This is a genomic window from Streptomyces formicae (assembly GCF_002556545.1).
In the GTDB taxonomy this organism is placed as follows: Bacteria; Actinomycetota; Actinomycetes; order Streptomycetales; family Streptomycetaceae; genus Streptomyces; species Streptomyces formicae_A.
Genome location: NZ_CP022685.1, coordinates 6958823 through 6985595 on the forward strand (window position 1 = coordinate 6958823; position 26773 = coordinate 6985595).

Here is a 26773-nt window from a genome sequence, read left to right on the forward strand (position 1 = left end):
GTGATCTTCGCGTGCGCCCATACTGTGCCCGGTCGTTCGGGGGGAGACCGGTGCGGTGAGGGGACGACGGATGCCCGCCGCGGTGCGGGAGGTGCGGCACCACGGCCTCGTCCTCGGGGCGGCGGGGCTCGCCGTGCTGCTCGCCGCGACCGTGCTCGCGGCCCTCGCGACGCTCTCCGAGCGGGCCGTCGAAGGCGGGATCCAGCGGCGCCTCGCCGCGGACAGGGACGCGGTCGTCGAGGTCGCGGTGCCCCGTGAGGCGGGCCTCCGTGGCGGCGTGGACCGGTCCGTACGCGCCGTTCTCGATCGCACGTACGGCCGCGTGCCCCATCACACCTGGGCGGCGCTGCGGGCGCCCGCGGCGCGCAACAGCGAGCTCTTCGTCACCGGGCAGGACGGGCGTCCGCGCGAGGACATGACCGTTTCCGTGGTCTCCGTAGAGGGCGTCGGGCGGCATGCCGTGCTGTCGGCGGGCCGGTGGCCTCGGGCGGGCGCGGGGGCCCGACGGGGTGAGGTCGTGCTGCCCGAGGCGCTCGCCGCGGAGCTCGGTGTGCGGCTCGGGGGCCGGTTCTCCGTACGGGGGGCCGGTGATCGGCTCGTGCGGTTCGACGTGGTCGGGCTGTACGCGACGCGGGGGCGCGCGCCCGCCGTGTGGGCGTCGCTGAGCAGTACGTCGGGGCTGCCTGACACGGTCGTGCTCGTGTCGCGGGACGCCTTCGGGCGGGAGGCGGGGCTCGGGGCGGACTCGGTGGCGCTGTGGCTCGGGGTGCCGGACACGCGGGGGGTGCGGCTCGGGGACATCGGGGCGTTGCGGGAGCGCGTGGCGCGGTTCGGGCGGGGTGCGGCGGGGGTTTCCGTGGGCGCCGAGGGCGTTCGCGGGGCGGGGTCGCGAGGGCATGTGCGTACACGCGATCCCGGGGCGGGGGCCGGTGGGCCCGTCACCTCGGTCCGGTGGCCGTCCTTCGGTGGGGGTGACTGCTGTCGGGAGCGATCCGCGGCCGGTGGCTCGTCTGAAGTGACCGTGTCCGGGGGGCTGCGGCGGGCGCTCGGGCGGCTCGGGGCGCCCATCGCCGTGGCGCGGGCGGGGTTGTACGTGCCCGGCGCGCTGCTCGGTGCGCTTGCCTGTGCCGCGCTGGTGCTGACCGCGCGGCAGCTCGCCGAGCACCGGAGGGCCGAGCTCGCCCTGCTGGCCGCGCGAGGGGCCGGCACGCGCAGGCTCGGGCTCGCGACCGCCGCGCAGTGGGCCTGTGTCGCGGTGCCCGCCGGGTGTGCCGCGCCGTTTCTCGCCGGGCCGCTGCTCAGCGGGCTACAGGGGGCGGGGCTGCTGCGGGGGGACGTGCCCGCGTCAGCGGTGACCGGTGTGGGGTGGACGGCCGCGCTGATCGCCGTCGTGGTGCACGGCGTGGCCGTGCTGCTGCCCACGGTGCTGGCCGTGCGGGAGCGGCGGGCGGTGGCGAAACTGCGGCTGCGGGTCGGGCGGTTCGCGGGGGCGCAGCGGTTCGGCGCGGATCTGGCGCTCGGCGCGGTCGCCGTCCTCGGCTGGCTGCAACTGCGGCAGTACCGGTCGCCGGTGACCGGCGGCGACGGCGTCGATCCCGTCCTCGTCCTGGCACCCGTGGTGATGACGGTGGCCGCCGCGCTGCTCGCGCTGCGCCTGCTGCCGCTCGCCGCCCGGCTGGTGGACCCGCTCGCGCGGCGCGGCAAGGGGTTCGTCCTGCCGCTCGGCGGCTGGCAGTTGGGCCGGAGGGCGGCGCGGCACGCCGGGCCCGCCCTGGTCGTGACGCTGGCCCTCGCCGTCGCCGCGCTCAGCAGCACGGCCTTGGCCATTCTGGACCGGGGCGACCGGGACCAGGCGGCCTTCCAGGTGGGCGCGGACGTGCGGATCGAGCCGGGGGACGGGACGCCGCCGGGGGAGCGGCGTGCCGCCTACGAAGGGCTGCCGGGGGCCGAGGCCGTGACGCCCGTGGTCACATCGGACGCGTACATCGGCCAGGAGGCCGTGAGCGTCACGGCCGTCAACACCGCGCGCGGGCCGGTTCCTTCACTGCGGCGCGACCTCGCGGACCGGCCGGTCCGCGACCTCGTGGCACCGCTCGGCGTGGGGGTGCCCGAGCACGGGATCGCGGTGACGGGTTTCCGTGGAGGGGCCGGGCGCGAACTGCCGCTGCGGGTGCGGTTGTCCGCCAGTGGGGGCGGGAAGCCCCTGCCGGTGCGGCTCACCGTCTTCTTCGAGGACGGGGACGGGCTGACCCGTTCGTCCTCCGTGCCGATCGCGGAGGGCGGCGCGCGGACCGTGCCGCTGACGGTGCCGGTGCGCGGTGACGTACGCATCGTGCAGGTGGAACTGAGCATGGTGGGCGAGCGGGAGCGGCGGACCTACCGGCTCACCGTCGACCAGGTGCCGAGGCTCGCGCGGCAGGCCCGGTGGCGCGATCTGCGGCAGGACGCGCCCGACCGGTACGTCGCAGGATGCCCGGGGGCCGAGCGGGAGCGGCGGGGCTCGGGGGAGGCGCCGGGGCCCGTGCTGTGCCGGGACGCGCCGGGGCCCGGAAAGCTGCTCGACGCCGTGCTGCGCGGCCCCGACGGGGAACTGCGGTACCCGACCTGGGCGGTGCGGCTCGGCACGGACGGGACGGGGGCGCGTCCCGTCAAGGCCGCCCCCGCGCCCGCGCTCGCCGACGACGCGCTGCTCGACTCCGGTGCGGTGCGCGTCGGGGACACGGTCACCGTGCGGCGCGGCACGGGCGGCAGCGCCCGTATCAGGATCGTCGGGCGGATCGCGGCCGTGCCGGGGGAGCCGAGGGACCGGCCGCGGTTGCTCGCCGACTCCCGTGCCATGGCGGCCCAGTGGGCGCTGAGCGGGTCGCTGACGGCGGCGGAGAGCGCTTGGTGGGTGGGGGTGAAGGGGACGGGGACCGGTCCCGCGGTGGCGGCGGTGCGCGAGCGGCCCGAGCTCGGCAGGGCCCTCGATGTCGCCCACGCGCGGGCGGAGTTGGCGGCCGATCCGCTGCGGCGCGGGGCGCGCGGGGCGCTCACGCTCTGCCTGCTGCTCGCGCCCGCCTTCGCGGTGATCGCGTTCACCCTGCACACGGTGCTCTCGGCCCGGTCCAGGGGACGCGAGTTCGCGCTGCTGCGGGCCCTCGGCGTACGGAAGGGGCAGCTCGCCGCGTATCTGTGGACGGAACAGCTGGGGCTCGCCGGTGCGGCAGCGGTGCTCGGCACGCTGCTCGGGGCCGGGCTCGCCGCGCTGATCATGCCGGTGGTCACGGTGGACGCCTCGGGCGCGCCTGTCTTCCCCGGGCTCGTCACCTCGGTGCCGTGGGTGCGGGTGACGCTGACGGCGGGCGCCACCGCGCTGGTGATCTGCGCGGTGGTGAGCGTGGCGGCGCGGCTCCTGGGGCGGGTGGACCTGGCGCGGGTCCTGCGGGCCGGGGAGGACGTGTGAGGGGCGTCGTCCGGCGTGGGGCGCTCCGCGGGGCGGGGTGGCGGAAGGGTGCCTGGTGGCGGAAGGGTGCCTGGCGGCGTGAGGGGCCGCTGCTTGGCTGTCTCGTCGCGCTGGTCGTCGTGCTCGTGGCCGTGGTCGTCGGCGGGCCAGGGGTGTGGGACCGGCTCGCGGGCGACGCGCTGGCCTCGCGGCTCGAACAGGCGCAGCGGGGCGTGCCCGGGGTGGTGCACAGCGCGCGGTTCGACCCGGAGGAGGTGCGGGCCGGGGAGGAGAGCGACTTCGCGGCCGATCTCGCCGCGTACGCGAACGTCATCGAGAACGCGTCGCCGAGCGGCCTCGGCGGTCGTATCGTGCACGACTCGACCCGGATCCAACTGCCGGGCACGGGAGTGTCGTTGGGTCGCTGGAACCGGATGTCCGCGGTGTACGCGTCCGACGCGCCGAAGCGGGAGGCGTACGTCGAGGGGCGGGCGCCACGTGCGCGTGGCGGCGCGGTCGTGGAGCTGGCGGTGTCGGCGCGTACGCGCGACGCGCTGGGGCTGAGGGTCGGGCAGCGGGTCCCGCTGGGGCCGGGCGCGTTGCGGAACGTCGACGCCGTGGGCATCGTCGTCGGCGTCTTCAGGTCCGGGGGCGGGGCGCGGCTGTGGAGCGAGGTGCCCGCGCTGGTGCGCCCCGGCGATGGCGACTTCGCCGCGCTCGTCGCGGCGCGCGGCGTCGAGGTGCTCCAGAGCCAGGCGGACGCCGAACTCACGGTGGCGTGGAACATGCGGCTCGTCATCGGCGGGCGGGCGGCGGGGCGCTTCGTGGGGGAGCGCGGGGAGCGTGACTTCCAGCGGCTGATGGTCCAGTACGGGCCCGACGTGCGACAGGCGTCCTGTGCCGCGGGAGGGTACGGCGACAAGTACTGCACGATCGGCACGCATCCGGCGACCGATCTGGACACCGACACCGAACTGCCCGCCGCCTTCGAGGAGTTCGGGCGGCAGTGGCGCGAGGGCGCCGTCGTGATCTCGTTCGCGACGGCCTCGCTGATCGTGGTCGGGGCGGCCGCCGTGGTCGTCACCGCGCTCCTCTCCGTACGCCGCAGGGCGGACGGTGACCGGCTGCGGCGGGCGCGGGGCGCGTCGGCTGCGGGGCTCGCCCTGGAGTGCGCGGTGCGGATCTCGCCCGTCGTGCCGCTCGGGTTCGTGGGCGGCTGCCTGGTCGCGGGGGCGGCGCCGGGGGACGCGCCCGCGTACGGCGACGGGCTCGCCGTCGCGGTGCTGTGCTGGCTGCCCGCACCCCTCCTGACGTGGGGCGCGCTGCGGGACAAGGCGGTGCTCAGGGACCGGGGGCCGGTGGGGCCTGGGCGCAGGATCGTCGTCGAGGTCATGGTGCTCGTGCTGGCGGCGGGCGGCGTGTTCGCGCTGCGGGCGCGCGGCACGGAAGGGGTCGCGGGGCCCGATCCGCTGCTCGCCGCGGTGCCCGCGCTGCTCGGGCTCGCCACCGTCGCCGTGCTGGTGCGCTGCTACCCGCTGCCCGTACGCCTCGTGGCACGGTGGTCGGCCAGGTGGCGCGGCGCCGTCCCCCTCATCGCCCTGTCCCGCGCCGCCAAGGAGGCGCCCGCGCAGGGCCTCGCGCTGCTCGTCCTCGTGGTGACGCTCGCCGGTGCGGTCTTCGGCGGCCTCGTGTCGGGGACGCTGGCGGAGGGCAGACGGGACGCGGTGGCGTGGGAAGTCGGCGCCGACGCGTCCTACCTCGGCGCCGGACGCGACCCGGCGACGGCCCACCGCCTGGCACGCGCGCGTGGCGTACGGGACACGGTGACGGTACGGCAGTTGCGGGTCGACCCGGTGAGCAGTCTGGACGGTGGCCGCTACGGGATCGCCTCCCTGATCGGCGTGGACGGTGCCGAGTTGCGCGCCGCGCGGGGGAGTTCGGCGGCGGGGCGGGCGTTGAGGGACGCGGGGATCGGCGGGGGCGGTGCGTCGGGAGCGGGGTCGGTGTCATCACCGGCTTCGCCGAGTTCGTCCTCAAGCGCCGGACGGGCTGATGTCCGCCTGCCGGTCGAGTCGCGTGCGCGGGCCGGATCCCCCGTCGCCGCGGGGGAGATTCCCGTGCTGGCCGATGCGGCGCGGGTCGGGGAGGTGCTGCGCTTCGACTGGCACGGGAAGGGCGTCCGGATGCGGGTCGTGGGGGCGCTGCCCGACGACGTGGCGCGGGATCCCGCGCTCGGGCCCGTGCGCCGCGCCGCCGAGGGCAGAGAGCGTCTGCTGCTCGCCGACAACCGGGACCTGACCCGCTTCGCCGCCGCCGACTTCGAGGCGTACGCGCTCCTGCTGTACGGGTCCGGGCTCGACACCGAAGAGCTGCGCTCCCTGGTGCCGCGCGCCGCCCCCGGCGCCCTCACCGGAGAGCTCCGCATCCGCGCCGAGGAGCAGGCGGAGGCCGAGGACGACGGGCTGATCGCGGCCATGACCACCGCGCACACCGCCTGCGCCGCCCTCACCGTGCTGCTCGCGCTGCTCGCCCTCGTCCTCGAACTCCTGCTCTCCGCACCCGCGCGCGGCCGCACCACGGCCCGGCTGCGCACCCTGGGCCTCGGTGGCCGCGCCACCTCCGCCCTGCACCTGCTGCAACTGCTGCCGCTGGTGCTCGCGGCCGTCGCGGGCGGCGTCGTGCTCGGTCTGACGCTGCCCGCGCTGCTCGGACCCGCCCTGGACCTGCGGGAGTTCACCGGCGGCCCCGCCGCGCCCGCCCGGCACACCGACGTGCTGTTCACCGCGGCCCTCGGCGCGGGGCTGTGCGTCCTGGTCGCCGCCGCGGTGGGCGTGGAGACCTGGCTCGGGCGGCGCCGGGGACTCGGCGCCGTCCTGCGACTCGGGAGGTCGGATGACTGAGATGAGCGAGGGGGACGAGGTGGGCGAGGTGGGCGAGGTGAGTGAACTGGCCGGTCTGGAGGCGCGGGCCCGTGCCTCGGTCCGGCCCGTGGCCGACGAGGGCCTCGTCGTCTGCGACAACCTCGTCCGCGTCTACCGCACCGACGAGGTCGAGGTGCAGGCGCTCCAGGGCCTCGACCTGGTCATCGGGGACGGCGAGTGCGTGGCCCTGGTGGGGGCGTCGGGGTCCGGCAAGTCCACGCTCCTGTCGATCCTCTCCGGCCTCGACCTGCCCACGGCGGGCCGCGCGAAGGTGGCGGGCCACGACCTGCTCGCCATGGGCCGCAGGGAGCGCCTCGGTTACCGCAGGCGCACCGTCGGCTTCGTCTGGCAGCAGACCGGGCGCAACCTGCTGCCCTATCTGACCGCCCTGGAGAACGTGGCGCTGCCGATGAAGTACGCGCGCGTGCCCCACCGTTCGCGCCGGGAGCGGGCCGCCGAACTCCTCGACGTACTCGGTGTCGCGTACTGCCGCGACCGGCGCCCCGCCGAGCTCTCCGGCGGCGAACAGCAGCGCGTCGCCGTCGCCGTGGCCACCGCCAACTCGCCGCGCGTGCTGCTCGCCGACGAGCCCACCGGCGAACTGGACACGGCGAGCGGCGCCGACGTCTTCGCTGCCCTGCGCCGCGCCAACGAGGAACTCGGCGCGACCGTCCTCGTCGTCACCCACGACCCGCTCGTCTCGGACCAGGTGCGCCGCACCGTACGCATCCGGGACGGCCGTACGTCCACGGAGACGCTCCGCGAACAGGGCGGCGAGGGCGCGGAGTTCACGGTTCTGGACAGGGTCGGGCGGCTTCAGCTGCCGACGGAGTACGTGGAGCGGTACGGGCTGCGGGGGCGCGTGCGGCTCACGGCGGAACCCGGGCACGTGGGGGTGTGGCCCGACGCGCCCGAGTCTCCGGGCTCCCCTGAGCGGGAGCGCTGACGTCACTCCTTGACGGAAGCCCCCGCACTGCGTCAAGGGCCTCTTCGTGGCCTGGGAAACCCTGACCCACGCGGACAATCCCCGCTGATCCAGCCCTTGTCGGGCCGGGCGTCGGATGACGATACTGGCGCCCGGCCCCTGCGGACCCAGGGGCGTACCAGGGGAGCGTGCAGTGGTCGTGGGTGCCGGGGACATGGTCGTCGTGGAGGATCTCCACCGGACGTACGGCAGCGGGGCCTCGGCCGTGCACGCGCTGCGCGGGGTCTCCTTCAGCGTGCCGCGCGGCGAACTCGTCGCCCTCAAGGGGCGCTCGGGATCCGGCAAGACCACACTGCTCAACCTCGTCGGCGGGCTCGACGCCCCCGACGCGGGCAGGATCACCGTCGACGGCCTCGAACTCGGTGACCTCGGCGAGAGCGGCCTCCTGGAGCTGCGCAGGGACCGGGTCGGTTTCATCTTCCAGTCCTTCGGGCTCATCCCGATCCTCAGTGCGGCCGAGAACGTCGGCGTACCCCTGCGTCTTTGCCGGACGGACCCGCGCGAGCGGGAGGAGCGGGTCGCCCTGCTGCTCGCCCTCGTCGGCCTCGCGGACCACGCCGAGCAGCGCCCGGGCGAGCTCTCCGGAGGGCAGCAGCAGCGGGTGGCCATCGCCCGCGCCCTCGCCAACAAGCCCGCCCTGCTGATCGCGGACGAGCCCACCGGGCAGCTCGACGCGGAGACGGGGCTCGCGGTGATGGAGCTGCTCCGCGCGGTCGTGCGCAGCGAGGGCGTCACCGCCCTGGTCGCCACCCACGACGCGACGCTCCTCGGCCTCGCCGACCGGGTCCTCGAACTGGGCGACGGCGAGATCGTCGAGCACGGAGCGGCCCCCGCCCTGCACGCGTAAGGCCCCTGTTCCGCGGGCACACGGCCCTGTCCCGCCCGCATCAGGGTTCTGTCAAGGACCGCGCCCCCGCACCCCCTCGTCCGTAATGCCGGAATTGGTGGCCGTAAGGTCGACGCTGCGTACACAGCAGTTTCGGGAAGACAATGGGGCCATGGCACGCGGCAAGCTTCGGATATACCTCGGTGCGGCACCGGGCGTCGGCAAGACGTACGCGATGCTCTCCGAGGCACACCGTCGTGTCGAGCGCGGCACCGACTGCGTGGTCGCGTTCGTGGAGCACCACGGCAGGCCGCGCACCGAGGTGATGCTGCACGGCCTGGAGCAGGTGACCCGCAAGGACCTGGAGTACCGGGGCACGGCGTTCACCGAGATGGACGTGGACGCGGTCCTGGAGCGCGCCCCCGCCGTCGCCCTGGTCGACGAGCTGGCCCACACCAACGTCCCCGGCTCGCGCAACGCCAAGCGCTGGCAGGACGTCGAGGAGCTCCTCCAGGCCGGGATCGACGTCGTCTCCACCGTGAACATCCAGCACCTGGAGTCGCTCGGTGACGTCGTGGAGTCCATCACCGGCGTACGACAGCGCGAGACGGTGCCCGACGAGGTGGTGCGCCGCGCCGACCAGATCGAGCTGGTCGACATGTCGCCCCAGGCGCTGCGCCGCCGCATGGCGCACGGCAACATCTACAAGCCGGACCGCATCGACGCCTCCCTGTCCAACTACTTCCGGCCCGGCAACCTCACCGCGCTGCGCGAACTCGCGCTGCTCTGGGTCGCCGACCGCGTCGACGAGTACCTCCAGCAATACCGGGGCGAGCACAACATCCGCTCCACCTGGCAGGCCCGCGAGCGGATCGTCGTCGGCCTGACCGGCGGGCCCGAGGGCCGCACGCTGATCAGACGCGCGTCCCGCATGGCGGCCAAGGGCTCCGGCAGTGAGATCCTCGCCGTCTACATCGCCCGCAGCGACGGCCTGACCGCCGCGTCGCCCAAGGAGCTCGCGCTCCAGCGCACCCTCGTCGAAGACCTCGGCGGCACCTTCCACCACGTCATCGGCGACGACATACCGGCCGCGCTCCTCGACTTCGCGCGCGGCGTCAACGCCACCCAGATCGTCCTCGGCTCCTCGCGCCGCAAGACCTGGCAGTACGTCTTCGGGCCCGGCGTCGGCGCGACCGTCGCCCGCGAGTCGGGGCCCGACCTGGACGTCCACATCGTCACGCACGGCGAGGTGGCCAAGGGCCGCGGGCTGCCCGTCGCGCGCGGCGCGCGGCTCGGCCGCTCCCGCATCATCTGGGGGTGGCTGGTGGGTGTCGGGGGCCCCGCGCTGCTGACCCTGCTGCTCACCAACGTCGACGCCGACCTCGGTCTCGCCAACGACATGCTGCTGTTCCTCACGCTGACCGTGGCGGCGGCACTGCTCGGCGGGCTCCTGCCCGCCCTGGCGTCGGCGGCGTTCGGCTCGCTGCTCCTCAACTACTTCTTCACGCCGCCGCTGCACCTGTGGACGGTCTCCGACAACAAGAACATCGTCGCGATCGCCGTCTTCGTGGGCGTCGCGGTGTCGGTGGCCTCGGTCGTCGACCTCGCCGCCCGGCGCACCCACCAGGCGGCCAGGCTGCGCGCCGAGTCGGAAATACTCTCGTTCCTCGCGGGCAGCGTGCTGCGCGGCGAGACCAGCCTGGAGGCCCTCCTGGAACGGGTCCGCGAGACCTTCGCCATGGAGTCCGTCGCCCTCCTGGAACGCGCGGGGGACACCGATCCCTGGACCTGCGCGGGCAGCGTCGGCGACGGCCGTCCGATGGTTCGCCCCGAGGACGCCGACGTGGACATGCCCGTCGGCGACCACATGGCGCTCGCGCTCTCCGGCCGGGTGCTGCCCGCCGAGGACCGCCGGGTGCTCGCCGCGTTCGCCGCGCAGGCCGCCGTCGTCCTGGACCGCAAGCGCCTGCAGTCCGAGGCCGACCAGGCCCGCACCCTCGCCGAGGGCAACCGCATCCGCACCGCGCTGCTCGCCGCCGTCAGCCACGACCTGCGCACCCCGCTCGCGGGCATCAAGGCGGCCGTGTCCTCGCTGCGCTCCGACGACGTCGAATGGTCCGAGGAGGACGAGGCCGAGCTCCTGGAGGGCATCGAGGACGGCGCCGACCGGCTGGAACACCTCGTCGGCAACCTCCTGGACATGTCCCGCCTCCAGACCGGCACCGTCACCCCGCTCATCCGCGAGATCGACCTCGACGAGGTCGTGCCCATGGCGCTCGGCGGCGTACCCGACGGCAGCGCGGAACTCGACATCCCCGAGACGCTGCCGATGGTCGCCGTGGACAAGGGGCTCCTGGAGCGCGCGGTCGCCAACATCGTCGAGAACGCCGTGAAGTACGCCCCCGACGGCGAGCCCGTGAAGGTCTCCGCGAGCGCCCTGGGCGAGCGCGTGGAGGTCCGCGTGGTGGACCGGGGGCCCGGTGTCCCCGATCCTGCCAAGGACCGCATCTTCGCGCCGTTCCAGCGCTACGGTGACGCTCCGCGCGGCGCGGGCGTGGGCCTGGGCCTCGCGGTCGCCCGGGGCTTCGTCGAGGCCATGGGCGGCACGCTCACCGCCGAGGACACCCCCGGCGGCGGCCTCACCATGGTCCTCACCCTGCGGGCGGCGGCCGGGCGGCCGCCGGTCCGCCCCGATCTCTCCGCCCAGGTCGTCTCGTGACCCAGGCCCAGTTCCAGAAGCCGGAAAGGCAGGTACGCATGACCCGGGTGCTCGTGGTCGACGACGAGCCGCAGATCGTACGCGCCCTCGTGATCAACCTGAAGGCGCGCAAGTACGAGGTGGACGCGGCCCCCGACGGCGCGACGGCGCTGCAGCTCGCGGCGGCCCGCCACCCCGACGTGATCGTGCTCGACCTCGGTCTGCCCGACATGGACGGCGTGGAGGTCATCAGGGGCCTGCGCGGCTGGACGCGCGTGCCGATCCTCGTCCTCTCCGCCCGGCACAGCTCGGACGAGAAGGTCGAGGCCCTGGACGCGGGCGCGGACGACTACGTCACCAAACCCTTCGGCATGGACGAGCTCCTGGCCCGCCTGCGCGCCGCCGTCCGCAGGGCCGAGCCCACCGGGTCCGGCGACGACGACGTCATGGTGGACACCGAGGACTTCACCGTCGACCTGGCCGCCAAGAAGGTCAACAGGGGCGGCCGCGACGTACGCCTGACCCCTACGGAGTGGCACCTCCTGGAGGTCCTGGTCCGCAACACGGGCCGCCTGGTCAGCCAGAAGCAGCTGCTCCAGGAGGTCTGGGGCCCCTCGTACGGCACGGAGACGAACTATCTGCGCGTCTACATGGCACAGCTGCGCCGCAAGCTGGAGACGGACCCCGCGCACCCCCGGCACTTCATCACCGAACCGGGGATGGGCTACCGCTTCGAGAAGTGACCGGATCGGCTGCTTCAGCGGGGTGGAAAGCGGGTACTGAGCGGGCATAAGCACAGATGAGCGCACCCCATGCCGCTGTGTCCGCGTCCCCCGGTACGCTTCTGTTATGAGTGCTGTTCCTGGTTCCGAAAAGCCGGCAGGCCGTTTCCGGCGCATGCTCGACCGGCTGTCCTCCTCGCAGGAGGACCTGGAGTCGGAGGAGCTGCGTGAGGACGCCGAGACGGCGGGATGCGTCCGCATCGGCGACTGCCACGACCGCCAGATCGTCACGGTTACTGGTACCTTGCGCACGGTCACCCTGCGGCCACGCGCCGGAGTCCCGGCCCTGGAGGCCGAGCTCTTCGACGGTTCGGCGGCGCTGGACGTGGTGTGGCTCGGCAGGCGCTCCATCGTGGGGATAGAACCGGGGCGCAAGCTGATCGCGTCCGGCCGGATCTCGATGAGCAGGGGCCGCCGGGTGCTCTTCAACCCGAAGTACGAACTCAGACCCCTCGGACGGGAGTAGCCGGTGACGTCCCTCGACAAGCCGACGGACCAGGGAACCACGGATCAGGAAGCCGATTCCAGGGCCGTGACCGAAGCCGCGCTCTTCGAGGCATTCGGCGGCGTGCGGGGCATGGTGGAGACGGTCGTCCCCGGCCTGCTCTTCGTGACCATCTTCACGATCAACAAGGACCTGCACATGTCGGCCATCGCGGCCCTCGCGGTGTCCCTGGTGCTCGTCGTGGTCCGCCTGGTCATGAAGGACACCGTCAAGCACGCCTTCAGCGGCGTCTTCGGAGTCGCCTTCGGTGTGGTCTTCGCGATGATGACCGGCAACGCCAAGGACTTCTACCTGCCCGGCATGCTCTACACGCTGGGCCTCGCCCTTGCCTACATCATCACGACCCTCGCGGGCGTCCCGTTGATCGGCCTGATCCTGGGCCCGGTCTTCAAGGAGAACCTCTCCTGGCGGACCCGCAATCCGGGCCGCAAGAAGGCGTACGCGAAGGCCAGTTGGGCCTGGGGCCTGATCCTGCTCGCCAAGTGCGCGATCCTCTTCCCGCTCTACTGGTGGGCGGACACGACGCAGTTCGGCTGGGTCCTGGTCGCCCTGAAGATCCCGCCGTTCCTGCTCGCCGTCTATCTGACCTGGGTCTTCCTGGCGAAGGCGCCGCCGCCGATTGACGTCTTCGCTGAGATGGAGGCGGAGGAGGAGCGCAAGGCCGCGCGGTCCTAGGGGATGCGCCCCGTAAGGGGCGCGGGGAACTGCGCGCTCAGCGCGCGAAAAGCCGCAGTCGCGTCTGCCGGATCACCGAGCAGACGCGACTGCGGCTTTTTCGTGGTTGCTCGCGCAGTTCCCCGCGCCCCTTACGGGGCGGGGCCTCAGCCCACCGCGTCCTCGCGGCGCACGGAGAGAAGATCCTCGAGCTGCTCCTCGCGGGCCTGTGCCGCGACGAAGAGGAGCTCGTCGCCCGCCTCCAGGGAATCGTCGGGCGTCGGCGCCAGCACCCGTGTGCCGCGGATGATCGTGACCAGGGACGTGTCCTCGGGCCACTGGACGTCGCCGACCCGCGTGCCCGCGAGGGCCGACTCGGGCGGCAGCGTCAGCTCGACGAGGTTCGCGTCGCCGTGGCTGAAGCGGAGGAGGCGGACGAGATCGCCGACGCTCACCGCCTCCTCGACGAGCGCGGACATCAGCCGAGGCGTGGAGACCGCGACGTCGACGCCCCAGGACTCGTTGAAGAGCCACTCGTTCTTGGGGTTGTTCACGCGGGCGACGACCCTCGGGACGCCGTACTCGGTCTTGGCGAGCAGCGAGACGACGAGGTTGACCTTGTCGTCGCCGGTCGCGGCGATCACGACGTTGCAGCGCTGCAGCGCCGCCTCGTCGAGCGAGGTGATCTCGCAGGCGTCGGCGAGCAGCCACTCGGCCTGCGGGACGCGCTCGACCGAGATGGCGGTCGGTGCCTTGTCGATGAGAAGGACCTCGTGGCCGTTCTCCAGGAGCTCACCGGCGATGGAACGGCCCACCGCACCGGCTCCGGCAATGGCGACCCTCATCAGTGACCGCCCTCCTCGGGGCCTTCGGCGAACGCCGCCTCTACCTTGTCCACGTCGCCGGTGCGCATCATCACGTGCACCAGATCGCCTTCCTGAAGCACCGTCTGCGAGGTCGGCAGGACCGCCTCGCCCAGCCGGGTGAGGAAGGCGACGCGTACGCCGGTCTCCTCCTGGAGCTGGCTGATCTTGTGTCCGATCCACGCGGTCGACGCGTGCACCTCGGCGAGCTGCACACCGCCGGTGGGGTCGCGCCACAGCGGCTCGGCGCCGGACGGGAGCAGCCTGCGCAGCATCTGGTCGGCGGTCCAGCGGACCGTGGCGACCGTCGGGATGCCCAGGCGCTGGTAGACCTCCGCGCGGCGCGGGTCGTAGATGCGGGCCGCGACGTTCTCGATGCCGAACATCTCGCGGGCGACCCGCGCGGCGATGATGTTCGAGTTGTCGCCGCTGGAGACCGCGGCGAACGCGCCCGCCTCCTCGATGCCCGCCTCGCGCAGGGTGTCCTGGTCGAAGCCGACGCCGGTCACCCGGCGGCCGCCGAAACCGGAGCCGAGGCGGCGGAAGGCCGTGGGGTCCTGGTCCACGACCGCGACCGTGTGCCCCTGTTGTTCGAGGTTCTGCGCGAGAGCGGACCCGACTCTGCCGCAGCCCATGATGACGATGTGCACCTGTCCTTTACCCCGCACTCCTGGTCATCCCGCTGACCTGCGAAAACATCGTGCTCACTCTTCTCTCTCAGTCTGCTGGCAACAACGGGGCAACAGCGTGCGGCGTTGCCAAGAGACGAGCTTAAGCCGCAATGGCTCCCTTGCACTCACCCGTGTGCTCACCCGCGTCCGATCGCGGGCTGATAGGCGCCCGATAGTCCCCTTCCGTGCACTGGGTGGAGACAGGGCGGCTGAGGCGCCGAGGGTCGGACGAGGGCGGCGGGCATGGTGGCGAACAGGCTTGGCGGGGACTTCACCGGGGCGGTGCTCGGCCCCGGCGATCCGGAGTACGACGCGGTGCGCCGGGTGTGGAACGGCACGATCGACCGGCGGCCCGCGCTGATCGCCCGCTGCCAGCGGTCCGGCGACGTCGCCGCGGCGCTGCGGTACGCGGTGGCCGAGGGGTTTCCCGTCTCGGTACGCGGCGGTGGGCACAACGTCGCGGGCACCTCGGTCGCCGACGGCGCGCTCCTGATCGACCTGGCGCCGATGCGCGGGGTGCGGGTCGACGCGGCCGCCGGGCTCGTCACGGCCGAGGGCGGCTGCCTCCTGGGCGACCTGGACGCGGCCACCACGCCGTACGGACTCGCGTGTCCCGCCGGAGTCGTCTCGCACACCGGGCTCGGCGGGCTCGCGCTGGGTGGCGGCTACGGCTGGCTCGCCCGCAAGTGGGGCCTGACCTGCGACCACCTGGAGGCCGCCGAGGTCGTCCTGGCCGACGGGAGCATCGTCGAGGCGACCGGGCACAGCCACCCCGAGCTGCTGTGGGCGCTGCGCGGCGGCGGCGGGAACTTCGGCGTGGTCACCCGCTTCACGCTGCGGCTGCGTCCGGTCGGGCCCGTGTACCTCCGGCGCGCGGTGTACCCCGTGGACCGGGCGGGCCCCGTCCTCGCCGCCTACCAGGAGTTCGCCGAGGCACAGGGCGCCGACCTGCACGCGGTCGGCACGCTGCGCCGGGCGGTGGCGAACGCCTGGGTGCCCGAGGGGCTCGACGGGCGCCCCGCCCTTCACCTCTCCACGGCCTGGTTCGGCGACCCCGGGCAGGGGCGGGCCGCCACCGAGGCGCTGCACGGCGCCCTCGCCCCCGCGGGGGCCGCCGAGGAAGTCCTCTCCTACGCCGCGCTCCAGGCACTCGGCGACACGTCCGAGCCGCACGGGCACCGCTACTACACCAAGTCCTGCTACCTCACCGGGATGTCGGCGGCGGCGGACGAACTCGCCGCCGCCACGACGGAGATCCCCGCGCCGCTCTCCACGATCGACTTCGAATTCCTGCGCGGCGCCATCGCGAAGGGCGGCGCGGAATCCGCCTTCCCCAACCGCGACGCCCCCTACATCTGCACGGCCTCCGCGCACTGGACCGACGCGGCCGACGACGACCGCAACGCCGCGTGGTCCCGGCGCACCATCGGGCGGCTCGACTCCTGGCGGCACGACGGCGTCTACGTCAATTACCAGGAGGATCACGGGAATTCCCGTGCCATGGACACCTACGGCGGCCCGCGCTACCGGCAACTCGCCGAGGTGAAAGGCAAATACGACCCGCGCAACCTCTTCCGGGGCAATCAGAACATCCGCCCCAGCGAATGAATTCATGAGCCAGAAGTCGTGAGCCAGAAGTCATGAGTCAGAAGGAGTGAGGATCATGCAGAAGAGCATCATGGGGACCGCCGGGCACTTCGCGCCGCCGCGCACCTGGGGCGCGGAGCCGGACGCCTTCATCCGCGCACTGCGCTCCCCTTGGTACGGCCTGGTCGCCGATCTGGAGGACCTGGTGCTCAGGGCGACCGTGGAGTACGCCCACTCCCGCGGCCTGCGGGCGATGTACCTGCCGATGACGACGCGGACCATCACCTGCCCGACCGGGCTCGGCAGCGACTCGGAGCCGGTGCCGGTGACGGTCTCCGGAGTGGACACCTATCTGCCCGACTCCATGCAGTTCCTCCTGGAGTACGGCTGCAGGCTCGCGCCCGGCGGCTGCTACAACGTCCTGCCGTCCTTCCGCGGCGAGCAGCCCGACCGCACCCACCTGGGCCAGTACGTCCACAGCGAGGCCGAGATCCCGGGCGGGCTCGACGACCTGATCGAGTACGTCGAGGGCTATGTGCGCCACCTCGCGGGCAGCATGCTCGACCAGTACGGGGCCAGGCTGGCCGAACGGGCGGGCGACGTCGCGCACCTGGAGCGGATGGCCGGGCACTCCGGCGGCTTCGAGCGGCTCACCTTCGACGAGGCGGCCCACCTGCTCAGGAACGACGAGGGCACCATCCGCGACGAGGGCGACTGGCGGACGCTGACCAAGCGCGGGGAGCACCTGCTCATGGAACGGGTCAGCGAATTCGTCTGGGTCACCCACTTCGACCACCTCTCCAACCCCTTCTACCAGGCCTTCTCGGACAGCAGTCAGCGCAGCGCCAACAACGCGGACCTGCTGTTCGGCATGGGCGAGGTCGTCGGTTCCGGGGAGCGGCACATCGGCAGCGGCGACGTGCGCAAGGCGCTCGCCATGCACGACGTGCCGGAGCGCGACTACGCCTGGTACGTGAACATGAAGGACGAATTCCCCATGCATACCTCCGGGTTCGGCATGGGCGTCGAGCGGTTCCTGATGTGGGTCCTCAAGCACGACGACATCCGTGACATTCCGCTGATCTCGCGGGTCGCCGAGGAGAAGTCGTGGCCCGACAGCGTGGACCGTCCCTGAGAACGCCACCACCGTCGCACGAAAGGAGTTCTTGGCATGCCGAAAATCCTCTTCGCCAATCCCAACAGCCGCGCCATGGTGGCGCGTCCCGAGGACATACCCGTCGACGTACGGCCGTTCTACGACGTGATCGGCGACCGGCTTCTCTGGTCGTTGGAGAGCGGTGACATCGCCGTCATTCCCGGGCCCGTCAACAAGGACTTCCTCGGCTATCTCGCCGACACGCTGGGCCTGTTGCCGGAGGAGTTCACCGTACTGAGCCTGCGCGACCAGACCTCGGCGAGCTGGTACCCGGACAGCAACCCCGGGCTCGTCGAGGAGCTGCGCGACCGCATCGCGGCGAGCGGCCTCGGCGCGGACGCGTGGTCCGTCGGCTGCTATCTGCACGACAGGGACGTCGCCCGCTGGGAGACGCTGCTCGGGGTCGACCACGTCGAGGCGCAGCCGTTCGCGCAGAACATGGTCGAACTGGTCAACACCAAGTCGGTGTTCCGCGCCCTCGCGCTCGCCGCCGGGGTGCCGGTGCCCGAGGGCCGCGTCAGCGACCCCGGCCCCGAACTCATCGACGCGGTCACGGAGTTGATGCCCCGTACCGGTTCGGTGATCGTCAAGCAGGACCAGAACTCCGGCGGCGACGGCAACGTCCTGGTGACCACCGACCCCGACGTGGTCGGCCTCGGCGCCTACCGGGTGCTGCGGATCGCGGGCACGGAACGGACGCGGGTGCGCGACGCGCTCGCCGAGGTGGGACTCGCCGAGCCGCCGGTCCTGCCGCGCTACACGGCGGGCGCGCGCATCGTCGTGGAGGTCTACCACCCGTACGCCAAGACGCTCTCCTCCGAGCTGTACATACCGCCGCGCACCGCGCCGGTACTGCTCAACTACGGCGACATGCGCATGGAGCCGGTGTGGAAGGGCTACGTCTTCCCGCCGCAGGGCCTCGCGGTCGCGGACCACGCCCAACTGTGCGCCGACAGCCAGCAGATCGCGCTGCTCGCCCAGCGCATCGGTTACCACGGGCTCATCAACATCGACGCCGTACTCGACCAGCAAGGGCGGATGCTCTACACCGAGTTCAACGGGCGGGCGGGCGGTGCCACGAACATCGACGTCATCGCGCGCAGGCTGCTCGGGGCGGACTATCTGCGAACGCATGTCGTGGTCTCCCACAACTCGCTGCCCGCGCGGAGTCTGGGGGAGTTGCTCGCCCATCTGCGCGAGACGGGGCGGCTGTTCTCCGCGGAGCGGGGGGTGGGGGTGATCGTGGCCACCGACAGCACGCAGACGACCGGGACCGTCGAGCTCGTCTCCATCGGGCTCGACCGGGCGCAGGCCGTGCGCCTGGAGGCGGAGGTCGAGTCGCACCTTCGGTGCGGGGCAGCCGCGTAGCGGCTCCGTCGGACGTGGGGCGGCTGCGGGTCCGACGTGGCTGGTCGCGCAGTTCCCCGCGCCCTTGTCGGGGCCCCTTACGAGCCCCACTTCACTTCGCTATCTGGAGGCGTCATGCGCATCGGAATTCTCGGCTGGGACCGGGAGGAGACGGAGTCGGTCGGGCTGCTGCACGCGGGGAAGGAGCGCGGGCACGACGTCGTCCTGTTCACGCTCGACGACATCGCGCTGACCCGCACCCCGGGCGGCTCCGAACCCACCGCGCTCGGCATTCCCGTCCGTCACTTCGACGTCATCGTGTCGCGGGCCGAACTGCGGCCCGCGACCTTCCAGGCCGACCACGAGCGCTACGCGCTGCTCAGCGAGGTCCCCGGCGTCACCGTGCTCGACCCGGCCTTCACCTATCTCACCGCCGAGTGCAAGCTCCAGGGCCTGCACCGGCTCGCCGCCGCGGGCCTGCCCGTGGCACCCACCCGGTCCTGCGGCTCGCTCGCGGACGTCGCCGACGCCCTGGACGAGTGGGGGCCGCTGGTCCTGAAGCCGTCCTTCGGCTACGGCGGTACGGACGTCGAGCGGGTCTTCGACGTCCGCACCGATCCGGCGGACCGGGCCGTGGTCGACCGGCTTTTCGCGACGTATCCGGTCCTGGTCTGCCAGCCCTATCTGCCGCACCCGGACGGGGACGTGCGCATCACGCTGGTCGGCGACGAGCCGGTGCTCAACTGCCGTCGCGTGCCTGCCGGCGGCGGCCTCTGGAAGGCCAACATCATGCAGGGCGCCACGTCCGTGCCCTTCGAGGCGGACGAGGAACTGCTCGACGTCTCGCGCAGGGCGGCCCGGCTCATGGGGATCACGATCGCGGCCCTGGACTTCCTGCCGAGCCCGGACGGCTACCGGATCGTCGAGATCAACAACACTCCGGGCTGGTACTTCGTCGACGAGGAGGAGCAGAGCCGCATCTGCCATGCGGTCCTGCGGTACGTGGAGCGGACGGTATGACGAGCGTGCAGGAACCACCCACATCAGAGGAGACAGCGGCGGACGAGACAACGGCGGACGAGACAGCGGTGGAGGAGGCGGCGGGGGCCGGGAGCGGGCGTGCCCGCGGGAAGGACCGGCTCCGGGCCATCGCCGAGCTGCCGCGCCCCGTGAAGCTCGGCCTGGCCACGCTCTTCGTCATGAACGCCGCGACGTACGTGGCGTTCCCGCTGCTCGCCGTGAAGCTGACCACGGTCGACCACGCGTCCGCCGTGCAGATCGGCACCACGCTGACCGTGTTCCTGCTCGCCGCGCGGCTGACGCCCGTCGTGGCGGGGCCGCTCGCCGACCGGTACGACCCGCGCATCGTCATGGCGGTCGGCGCGCTCGCGCGCGGCATCGGCTTCCTCGGGCTCGGCCTCGGCCACGGCACGGGTCAGCTCCTCGTCTCGGCGTTCCTCGCCGGTGTGGGGGCGATCTACGAGGCGCCGGTCAGCGCGCTGCTCGCCGCCCAGCCCGAACCCCTCAGGTCCCGCGCCTTCGCCCTGGAGAACGCCCTCCTGAACGCCGGGGTGATCGGCGGCCCCGCGCTCGCCGCCGCGCTGCTCGCGGTCGGGCCGAGGGCGCCGTTCGTCGCCAGCGGCCTGCTCTTCGTCCTGCTGCTCCTGGTGGTCCGCGGGATCACGATGCCGGGCGGCGGGCGTGAACCGGAGGCGCCGCAGAGCGTGTTGAGGCACTTCACGCACGTCCTCGGCCACCGCTGGTTCGTCGGTTTCTGGCTGCTGATGCTCCCGTGGTGGTTCCTCTTCACACAGCTGGGGGTCGCGGTCCCGCTGCGCTCGGACGCGCTGGCCGACACCAACTGGATCAGCGTGCTCTACCTGGCGAACGGAGTCGTCGGCATCACCAGCATCCTGTTCGTCAAGCGGCTCCACGACCGCTACGGAGCACGGCTGATGCCCGCGCTCGGCTATCTCCTGGTGGCCGTCGGGTTCGGCTCGGTCTCCCTCAGCCAGTCGCCGTGGTGGCTGCTCGCCTGCGTCGCCCTCTACTCGGTGGGCGAGACCGTCATCCTCTTCTCCTCGCAGCTCATCCTCGCCTCGTTCGCGGGCGGTTCGACGCGCGCCAGCTTCTTCGGGATCTACGCGGGGTCGTGGGCGCTCGGCGGCAGCGTGGGCAACTACGCGGGCAGCAGGCTCGCCGCCGACCCGCTCAGCCACACGCCCTGGCTGCTCTTCGGAGCCGTCGGGCTCGTCGCGGCCGTCGTCGCCGCGCTGACCTTCTCCCGCCGTGAGATCTGAGGAGCCCGCCGTGATTCCCGAGAAGTCGATGGAGATGCCCACCGCGGCCTTCCGGCGGCTGATGTCCGTCCTCGACGGGTCCTTCGCCGACTACCGCGTCATCGACCACGAGGCGGAGGGGCGGACGCTGCGCGCCAGCGACCTGCGCGGGCACGAACCGGCGCAGGCGGCCAAGTGCATGGTCGTGCAGGTGCGCAGGAAGGCCCCCACGGAGCACGTCACGGTCCTCGCCGTGGTGCCGGGGGACCGGCGGGTGGACTTCAAGAAGGTGCGGCGGCTGTTCGGCGGGGCCGACGCCTCGCTGGCCGACCGGGCACACGCGGAGCGGATCACGGGCTGCGTCAGCGGCTGCGTCATCCCCTTCGCCTTCGACCCGGGGCTGCACCTGGTCGTCGATCCCGAGCTGCTCGTCCACGACGAGATCTACTTCAACGCGGCACGCCTGGACCGCTCGATCGCCCTCGGCACGGAGCACTTCGTCGCGCTGAGCGAGCCGCGGGTGGCGCCGATCGCGCGGTAGACGTCCGGCGCGCCCCTACGCGGTGGTGCGGCGGGCGCGGAACGCCCGGCCCTTGGCGCGGTTTCCGCACTCGGCCATCTGGCACCACGTGCCCGACCGGTTCTTGGAGTGGTCGTAGAAGACCCACAGACAGTCCTCGGCGGGACAGACCTTCAGACGCGGCCACGTCCCCTCGCGGGCGGCCGCGTCGACCCGCGCCAGGATGCGGCCGAGCGCCGTGCGCACCCCGGTCCGCTCCTCGGGGCCCACGTAGGAGGTGCCGTCGTCGCGGAACCTGAGCCGGATCACGGTGTCCGCGGCGAGGGCGTCCAGCGTGCGCGCGGCCGCCGGGTCCATCGCGCGCCCCGAGTGGGTGGCGGCGAGCGCGCGCAGGGCCTCGCGGACCTCCAGAGCGGTCTGCCAGGCGCCGTCGTCGACCGATGTCCCGGCGCCGATCAGCTCATGCCTCGCGAGCCAAGTCCGCAGGTCGTCGGGGGAGTCGAGGCCGTCGCTGCGGGTCTCGAGGTCGCGCGTGTTGATGAACTCCCTGACCAGCTCCAGTGCGCCAGGTGCGTCCTGTCGCTTCATGCCTGCCCTCCATTGACTAACCGGTAAAACTTTTTGTAGGTTACTTCGTGGTGGTGCTCTGGGCAACCAGCCGGCCCGCCGCCCCCACACAGAGGGAGAGACGGACATGGGTGCCGAGCGGAGCAGGGGTTCCGTGACACATCGGTTAGGTCCCTCGTCATGGGCCCGCCACGCCGGTCCGGCGGCGATGGTGCTCGCGGCGGCCCTGTGGGGTCTGGGCGGCACGACGGCGGGCCAGCTCTTCGCGCGCGGCGCCGACCCGCTCGAAGTGGTGGAGGTCCGCACCTGGGTGGCCCTCGCCGGATTCGCCGCCCTCTATGCCGTACGGCGCAGGAGGAGGCGCGCGGAGCGCCCGAAGGGGTCGGCGCACGCGGCCCCGGCGGCGAAGCGCGTCGACCGGCGCGCGGTGCTCGGCTTCGGCATCGCCGTCGCGGTGTCGAACGCCGCGCTCTTCCTGGCCATCGACAAGCTGCCGGTGGCCGTGGCGCTCGTGCTGCAGAACCTCGCTCCCGCCTTCGTCGTGGGATGGGTGCTCCTGGTGACCCGCACGCTACCGAGTCCCCGTGTGGTCCTCGGCCTGGTCGTCGCGCTCCTGAGCGTGGCCCTCGTCGTGGAGCTGCCCACCACCCCGCTCGGCGACATCGACGCGGTCGGCATCCTCCTCGGGCTGCTCGCGGGCGCGGGCGTCGCCGCCTTCTCCGTGCTCGGCGCGCGAGCCGCGGGCTCCGTCGGCACGCTCGTCGCCAACACCGGCGGCTTCACGGTCGCGGCCGTCGCCTGGCTGCTCTTCCAGCTGCCGCACGGACTGCCCGCGCTGTTTGAGCACCCCGCGCTGCTCGCGGGGGCCGTCGCGGTCGGGGTGTTCGGCACGTTCGTGCCCTTCCTGCTGTACGCGTGGGCGGCCGCGCGGGTCGGACCGCAGGCCGGTGCGGTGAACATCTCCCTCGAACCGCTGTTCGGCGCGGTACTCGCCTGGCTCTGGCTCGGGCAGGCGGTCACCCCGGTGCAGATCGTCGGCGGGCTCGTCCTCCTGGTCGCCGTCGTCTTCCTCCAGAGCAGCCGCAACGCGGCCCCGCCGCCCGTACGGCCACCGACGGACCAGGACCCAGCGGGCCCGCAGGACCGCCCCGCGCCCGAGTCCCGCTCCGGCTTACTGCGGTCGGGGGCGTGATGAGCACCTCGGCCTGCGGCACCGACGCCGCCCTCGCGCCCGCCGACGCCCCGGACCCCGCGGCAGGGCCCCGGCCCGCCATGCAGATGCGCCTGCTCGGCCCGATGGAGGCGTCCCTCGGCGGTGAGCCGATGCTCCTGGGCGGCTCCCGCCAGCAGACCGTCCTCGCCGCACTCGCCCTGGAGGCCAACCGGGTCATCCCGCTCGACCGCCTCATCAGAGCGGTCTGGGACGACGCGCCGCCGTCCACCGCGCGCTCCCAGATCCACATCTGCATCTCGGCGCTGCGCCGCATCCTCGCCGTCGGCGAGGCGCCGCTGATCGTGACCCGCTCGCCCGGCTACATGCTCGCGCTGCCCCAGGACAACATCGACGCCCACTGGTTCGACAGCCTGGTCACCCAGGGGCGTACGGCCGCGGGGCAGGGCCACACCGCGGCGGCCGCCGACAGCCTGCGCGAGGCCCTGACGCTCTGGCGCGGCCCCGCGCTCTCCGGCATCCCGAGCCGCATCGTGCAGGCCGGTGCCACCAAGCTCGACGAGGCCAGGATGGCCGCCACGGAGGAGCGCATCCGGCTCGACCTGCGGCTCGGCAGGCACCACGAGATCATCGGCGAACTCCACGCGCTGACCGCCGCCGAGCCCTTCAGGGAGACCCCGCAGGCCCAGCTCATGCTCGCCCTGTACCGCTCGGGGCGGCAGGCCGAGGCACTGGAGACGTACCAGCGGGTGCGCGCCACCTTCGCCGCCGAACTGGGCATCGAACCCGGCGAGGAACTGCGCAGGCTGCACCACGACATCCTCGCCGGGCACGCCCGCCTCGACCTCGTGACCCAGCAGGCCGAGCGCGCGGGCAACCGGGCGCCGGGGCCCGTCGAGATCGTCAGCACGCCCCGCCAACTGCCCGGCGGCATCCACGACTTCGTCGGCCGTACGCGCGAACTCGCCCGGATCAGGGCCGCGTTGCTGCCCGACCAGGAAGGCGCCGACGGTGCTCCCGCGCCGCCGCGCGTCATGGCCATCAGCGGCCAGGCGGGGGCGGGCAAGTCCACCCTCGCGGTGCGGGCCGCGCACGAGGTGTCCGAGGTCTTCGGCGACGGCCAGCTCTACGCCGACCTCGGCGGCTTCCGCGACCCCGCGCGCAGCGCCCACGAGGTGATGGGCGGATTCCTGCGGGCGCTCGGCGTGGCCGCGCACGTCATCCCCGACGACGCCCGCGAACGCACCGAGCTGTACCGCAGCAGGCTCGCCGCGGCCCGCGTCCTCATCGTCATCGACAACGCCGTCAGCGAGCAGCAGGTGACGCGGCTCTCCCCGGGCAGCGGCAGGTGCGCCGTCATCGCCACCAGCCGCTCCCGGCTCACCGGACTGCCCGGCGCCCATCAGCTCGACCTCTGCGTCCTCGGCCGCAAGGAGTCCGAGGAGTTCCTCACCCGGATCCTCGGTACCGAGCGGGCCACCGCCGACCCCGCGGCGCTCGGCGCCCTGGCCCGCCGCTGCGGCGGTCTGCCGCTGGCCCTGCGGATCGCGGGCGCCCGGCTCGCGGCCCGCGCGCACTGGCCCGTCGGGCGCCTGGTGGAGCGGCTCGGCGACGAGGACCAGCTGCTCGGCGAGCTCGTCCACGGCGAACTCCAGTTCAGGGCCTGCCTCCAGGAGTCGTACGAGGCACTCGACCCGGCCGCCCGCGCCCTCTTCCGCAGGCTGGCCCTCCTGGACGCGCCCGACTTCTCCGGCTGGATCGCCGCGGCCCTGTGCGACCGCAGCCTCCTGGAGGCGGAGGACCTCCTCGACACCCTGGTCGACGCCCGGCTCATCGAGGCGGGCACCGGCGCCAGGGGCCAGGGCGCCCGCTACCGCTTTCCTGACCTGGTGCGCGCCTACGCCCGCGAACGGCTGCGCCAGGAGGAGCCCCAGCCGGAGCGCCGCGCCGCCCTGCTCAGGACGCTCGGCACCTGGCTCGCCCTCGCCGAGGAGGCGCACCGCAAGGAGTACGGCGGCGACTTCCTCCTCGTGCACGGCGACGCGCCCCGCTGGCGGCTGCCCAAGGCGTTCACCGACCGGCTGCTGCGCAGGCCGATGGCCTGGCTGGAGAGCGAGCGGCGCTGCCTGACCGCCGCCGTGCTGCAAGCGGCCGACCACCAACTCCCCGAGCACTGCTGGGACTTGGCGCTCACCTCCACCACCCTCTTCGCCGCGGGCGGCCACTTCGCCGACTGGCGGCAGACCGCGAGCGCGGCGATCGGGGCCACCGAGCAGTACGAGATCCCGCGCGGCCGCGCCGCCAGCCACTACTCGATGGGCTCCCTGCACAGCGCCCAGGGCAGGCTCGACCGGGCGGCCGCGCACTTCGACACCGCCCTCGGCCTGTTCACCGCGCTCGGCGACGACCGAGGCGCGGGCCTCGTCCTCACCGCGCTCGGCGACGTCAACCGCAGGCTCGGCCACGACGCCACCGCCCTGCGGCAGTGGGCGGCGGGCCTGCGGGCGCTGTGCCGCGCGGGCGACCAGGTCGGCCAGGCGCGGGTGCTGTGCGCCATGGCGCGGGCCAGGCTCGCGGAGGGCGACTACCCACGCGCCAGGCGCCATCTCGTCAAGGCGCTCGGCGCCTGCCGCCGCGCCCGCTCCAGCAGGGCGGAGGCGCCCGTACGGCTGCTCTTCGGCCAACTTCATCTGCGCACCGGCAGGCTGGGCTCGGCCGAACGCGGCTTCCACTGGGCGCTGCGCGTCGCGCGCGCCGACGGCGACCGGGCCTGTGAGGTGCGGGCCCTGCACGGCCTCGGCCTGGTGCGCAGGGGCCAGGGCAGGCCGGGCCCCGCAAGGACCGCCCTGAGCCAGGCGCTGGAACTGGCCAGGCAGACCGGCGACCGGGAACTCGCGGAGCAGGTCGGGCGGTCACTGGTTGCACCCTCGCAGGCAGGAGAGCGGTCATGTCCCCCTTCCCACGACTCCGTCTGACCACCGGCGAAGCGGAGAGCGCCGTGCGGGGCCTCGATGCGGTCGATGTCGTACGGGAGGCGCTGACCATGCCGTCGGGCGCCACGGGGGAGGAATCGGTGATGCGCTTCGACGCCGCCGCGGACGAACTGCTCCTGTACGACCGCGTGACCCGGCAGGAGTGGCGGCTGCCCGCGTCGACCGCGGTGCGGCTCTGGCGGGCCTGCCTGTGCGCGGCCGCGGCCCGTGCCTTCGTCGCCCCCGGAGTGATCACGGCGGGCGTGATCGGCGCCGAGGCCATGGACAACGCCTCGCTCGTCCTGCTCTCCCGCGCGCTGCCGGGCCTGAGTCACGTGGCGCTCTACGACGACGGGGCGCCGGGCCCCGACGGCGGGACCCGGCCGCCGCGCAGCGTGCGCGGCGTGCGCGGCGGTGACGACGAGGTGGCGCTCGCCCTGATGCGCAGCGCGCGTGACGCGCTGCTCGGCGCGGACCTGGTCGTGCTCGCCTCCAACGCCACGTGTGTGGCGGGGGAGTGGCTGGCCCGGGGCACGGTCCTGGTCAACGCGAGCGCGCAGGACGTCACCGACGACCTCCACAAGGAAGTCGCGCACCTCGTCGTCGACGACCCCCGGCTGCTCTCCCTCGCACCGGGGCGGCGGGCGGCGCGGATGACCGAACCACCCACCAGGCTCGGCCAGTTGCTCGGCGTCGGGGCGGTCCTCCGTCGCCACCGCGACGACACGGTCCTCGTCGACCTCTATGGCGCGGGGCTGCATCAGCAGTGGTTCGTCACCCGGCTCTGCCGCTCGGCCCACGTGCGTGGCCTGGGCAGACGCTGCGGCCGATAGCGGAAGCACGGT

20 protein-coding genes are annotated in these 26773 nt (G+C 73.3%); 17 read left to right on the forward strand and 3 right to left on the reverse strand.

Annotation, left to right across the window (positions count from 1 at the left end; genetic code table 11):
• Positions 1 to 55 precede the first annotated feature (55 nt).
• The 8 genes from KY5_RS30510 (at position 56) to KY5_RS30545 (ending at position 12816) form a co-directional block, all read left to right on the forward strand.
• Complete coding sequence (locus KY5_RS30510) at positions 56 to 3445, forward strand: ABC transporter permease (RefSeq protein ID WP_234362922.1); 3390 nt, start codon at positions 56 to 58, stop codon at positions 3443 to 3445.
• Positions 3442 to 6324, forward strand: a complete 2883-nt coding sequence (locus KY5_RS41920; RefSeq protein ID WP_159072614.1) for a hypothetical protein — start codon at positions 3442 to 3444, stop codon at positions 6322 to 6324. Before KY5_RS30510 ends, KY5_RS41920 begins: the two co-directional genes overlap by 4 nt.
• Positions 6317 to 7291: an ABC transporter ATP-binding protein gene (locus KY5_RS30520; protein WP_234362923.1), complete on the forward strand. Its 975-nt coding sequence runs from the start codon at positions 6317 to 6319 to the stop codon at positions 7289 to 7291. The genes KY5_RS41920 and KY5_RS30520 overlap by 8 nt, the downstream gene beginning before the upstream one ends.
• Before the next feature lie 193 nt (positions 7292 to 7484).
• On the forward strand, positions 7485 to 8177 hold the full coding sequence (locus KY5_RS30525; protein ID WP_098247560.1) for an ABC transporter ATP-binding protein: 693 nt from the start codon (positions 7485 to 7487) through the stop codon (positions 8175 to 8177).
• 151 nt (positions 8178 to 8328) lie between these two features.
• Positions 8329 to 10875: a sensor histidine kinase gene (locus KY5_RS30530; RefSeq protein WP_098245228.1), complete on the forward strand. Its 2547-nt coding sequence runs from the start codon at positions 8329 to 8331 to the stop codon at positions 10873 to 10875.
• 38 nt (positions 10876 to 10913) lie between these two features.
• Positions 10914 to 11597 (forward strand): response regulator, encoded by a 684-nt coding sequence (locus KY5_RS30535; RefSeq protein WP_055551045.1) that lies wholly within the window; start codon positions 10914 to 10916, stop codon positions 11595 to 11597.
• A 106-nt stretch (positions 11598 to 11703) separates the two neighbouring features.
• Entirely contained in the window at positions 11704 to 12102 is a 399-nt protein-coding gene (locus KY5_RS30540; protein ID WP_079043742.1) for an OB-fold nucleic acid binding domain-containing protein, read from the forward strand.
• Between the two features lie 3 nt (positions 12103 to 12105).
• The gene (locus tag KY5_RS30545) at positions 12106 to 12816 is read left to right on the forward strand and encodes a DUF3159 domain-containing protein (RefSeq protein ID WP_098245229.1); all 711 of its coding nucleotides are present in this window, start codon (positions 12106 to 12108) and stop codon (positions 12814 to 12816) included.
• 146 nt (positions 12817 to 12962) lie between these two features.
• Here the strand turns inward: KY5_RS30545 and KY5_RS30550 are convergent, their stop codons facing one another.
• Positions 12963 to 13640 carry a potassium channel family protein gene (locus KY5_RS30550; protein WP_098245230.1) on the reverse strand — a complete coding sequence of 226 codons (678 nt, stop codon included), beginning with the start codon at positions 13638 to 13640 and terminating at the stop codon, positions 12963 to 12965.
• Positions 13640 to 14308: a potassium channel family protein gene (locus KY5_RS30555; RefSeq protein WP_098245231.1), complete on the reverse strand. Its 669-nt coding sequence runs from the start codon at positions 14306 to 14308 to the stop codon at positions 13640 to 13642. The genes KY5_RS30550 and KY5_RS30555 overlap by 1 nt, the downstream gene beginning before the upstream one ends.
• A 264-nt stretch (positions 14309 to 14572) precedes the next feature.
• On the opposite strand from KY5_RS30555, the gene KY5_RS30560 reads away from it, so the two are divergent.
• The 6 genes from KY5_RS30560 (at position 14573) to KY5_RS30585 (ending at position 21239) form a co-directional block, all read left to right on the forward strand.
• Positions 14573 to 15937, forward strand: coding sequence for an FAD-binding oxidoreductase (locus KY5_RS30560; RefSeq protein ID WP_098245232.1), 1365 nt, complete (start codon positions 14573 to 14575; stop codon positions 15935 to 15937).
• A 55-nt stretch (positions 15938 to 15992) separates the two neighbouring features.
• Positions 15993 to 17051 carry an amino acid--tRNA ligase-related protein gene (locus KY5_RS30565; RefSeq protein WP_234362924.1) on the forward strand — a complete coding sequence of 353 codons (1059 nt, stop codon included), beginning with the start codon at positions 15993 to 15995 and terminating at the stop codon, positions 17049 to 17051.
• A gap of 36 nt (positions 17052 to 17087) precedes the next feature.
• Entirely contained in the window at positions 17088 to 18440 is a 1353-nt protein-coding gene (locus tag KY5_RS30570; RefSeq protein WP_098245233.1) for a peptide ligase PGM1-related protein, read from the forward strand.
• Between the two features lie 114 nt (positions 18441 to 18554).
• Positions 18555 to 19439 (forward strand): ATP-grasp domain-containing protein, encoded by an 885-nt coding sequence (locus KY5_RS30575; RefSeq protein WP_098245234.1) that lies wholly within the window; start codon positions 18555 to 18557, stop codon positions 19437 to 19439.
• Positions 19436 to 20719 (forward strand): MFS transporter, encoded by a 1284-nt coding sequence (locus KY5_RS30580; RefSeq protein ID WP_098245235.1) that lies wholly within the window; start codon positions 19436 to 19438, stop codon positions 20717 to 20719. Before KY5_RS30575 ends, KY5_RS30580 begins: the two co-directional genes overlap by 4 nt.
• A 10-nt stretch (positions 20720 to 20729) precedes the next feature.
• Positions 20730 to 21239 (forward strand): YbaK/EbsC family protein, encoded by a 510-nt coding sequence (locus KY5_RS30585; protein WP_324965290.1) that lies wholly within the window; start codon positions 20730 to 20732, stop codon positions 21237 to 21239.
• Between the two features lie 15 nt (positions 21240 to 21254).
• Here KY5_RS30585 and KY5_RS30590 read toward each other — a convergent pair whose 3' ends face one another.
• Positions 21255 to 21806 (reverse strand): CGNR zinc finger domain-containing protein, encoded by a 552-nt coding sequence (locus tag KY5_RS30590; protein ID WP_159072615.1) that lies wholly within the window; start codon positions 21804 to 21806, stop codon positions 21255 to 21257.
• Positions 21807 to 21939: 133 nt separating this feature from the next.
• Here KY5_RS30590 and KY5_RS30595 point away from each other — a divergent pair, with 133 nt between their 5' ends.
• The 3 genes from KY5_RS30595 to KY5_RS30605 are packed head-to-tail and all read left to right on the forward strand — an operon-like array spanning position 21940 to position 26761.
• Entirely contained in the window at positions 21940 to 22977 is a 1038-nt protein-coding gene (locus KY5_RS30595) for an EamA family transporter (RefSeq protein WP_159072616.1), read from the forward strand.
• Positions 22977 to 25931 (forward strand): AfsR/SARP family transcriptional regulator, encoded by a 2955-nt coding sequence (locus KY5_RS30600; protein ID WP_098245238.1) that lies wholly within the window; start codon positions 22977 to 22979, stop codon positions 25929 to 25931. Before KY5_RS30595 ends, KY5_RS30600 begins: the two co-directional genes overlap by 1 nt.
• Complete coding sequence (locus tag KY5_RS30605) at positions 25904 to 26761, forward strand: hypothetical protein (RefSeq protein ID WP_098245239.1); 858 nt, start codon at positions 25904 to 25906, stop codon at positions 26759 to 26761. The genes KY5_RS30600 and KY5_RS30605 overlap by 28 nt, the downstream gene beginning before the upstream one ends.
• The last annotated feature ends 12 nt before the right edge of the window (positions 26762 to 26773 follow it).

Coding starts and splice junctions, on each gene's coding strand:
- KY5_RS30520 (WP_234362923.1), top strand. CDS start 6,317: ATGACTGAGATGAGCGAGGGGGACGAGGTGGGCGAGGTGGGCGAGGTG.
- KY5_RS30525 (WP_098247560.1), top strand. CDS start 7,485: ATGGTCGTCGTGGAGGATCTCCACCGGACGTACGGCAGCGGGGCCTCG.
- KY5_RS30530 (WP_098245228.1), top strand. CDS start 8,329: ATGGCACGCGGCAAGCTTCGGATATACCTCGGTGCGGCACCGGGCGTC.
- KY5_RS30535 (WP_055551045.1), top strand. CDS start 10,914: ATGACCCGGGTGCTCGTGGTCGACGACGAGCCGCAGATCGTACGCGCC.
- KY5_RS30540 (WP_079043742.1), top strand. CDS start 11,704: ATGAGTGCTGTTCCTGGTTCCGAAAAGCCGGCAGGCCGTTTCCGGCGC.
- KY5_RS30550 (WP_098245230.1), bottom strand. CDS start 13,640: ATGAGGGTCGCCATTGCCGGAGCCGGTGCGGTGGGCCGTTCCATCGCC.
- KY5_RS30560 (WP_098245232.1), top strand. CDS start 14,573: ATGGTGGCGAACAGGCTTGGCGGGGACTTCACCGGGGCGGTGCTCGGC.
- KY5_RS30565 (WP_234362924.1), top strand. CDS start 15,993: ATGCAGAAGAGCATCATGGGGACCGCCGGGCACTTCGCGCCGCCGCGC.
- KY5_RS30570 (WP_098245233.1), top strand. CDS start 17,088: ATGCCGAAAATCCTCTTCGCCAATCCCAACAGCCGCGCCATGGTGGCG.
- KY5_RS30575 (WP_098245234.1), top strand. CDS start 18,555: ATGCGCATCGGAATTCTCGGCTGGGACCGGGAGGAGACGGAGTCGGTC.
- KY5_RS30580 (WP_098245235.1), top strand. CDS start 19,436: ATGACGAGCGTGCAGGAACCACCCACATCAGAGGAGACAGCGGCGGAC.
- KY5_RS30590 (WP_159072615.1), bottom strand. CDS start 21,806: ATGAAGCGACAGGACGCACCTGGCGCACTGGAGCTGGTCAGGGAGTTC.
- KY5_RS30600 (WP_098245238.1), top strand. CDS start 22,977: ATGAGCACCTCGGCCTGCGGCACCGACGCCGCCCTCGCGCCCGCCGAC.
- KY5_RS30605 (WP_098245239.1), top strand. CDS start 25,904: ATGTCCCCCTTCCCACGACTCCGTCTGACCACCGGCGAAGCGGAGAGC.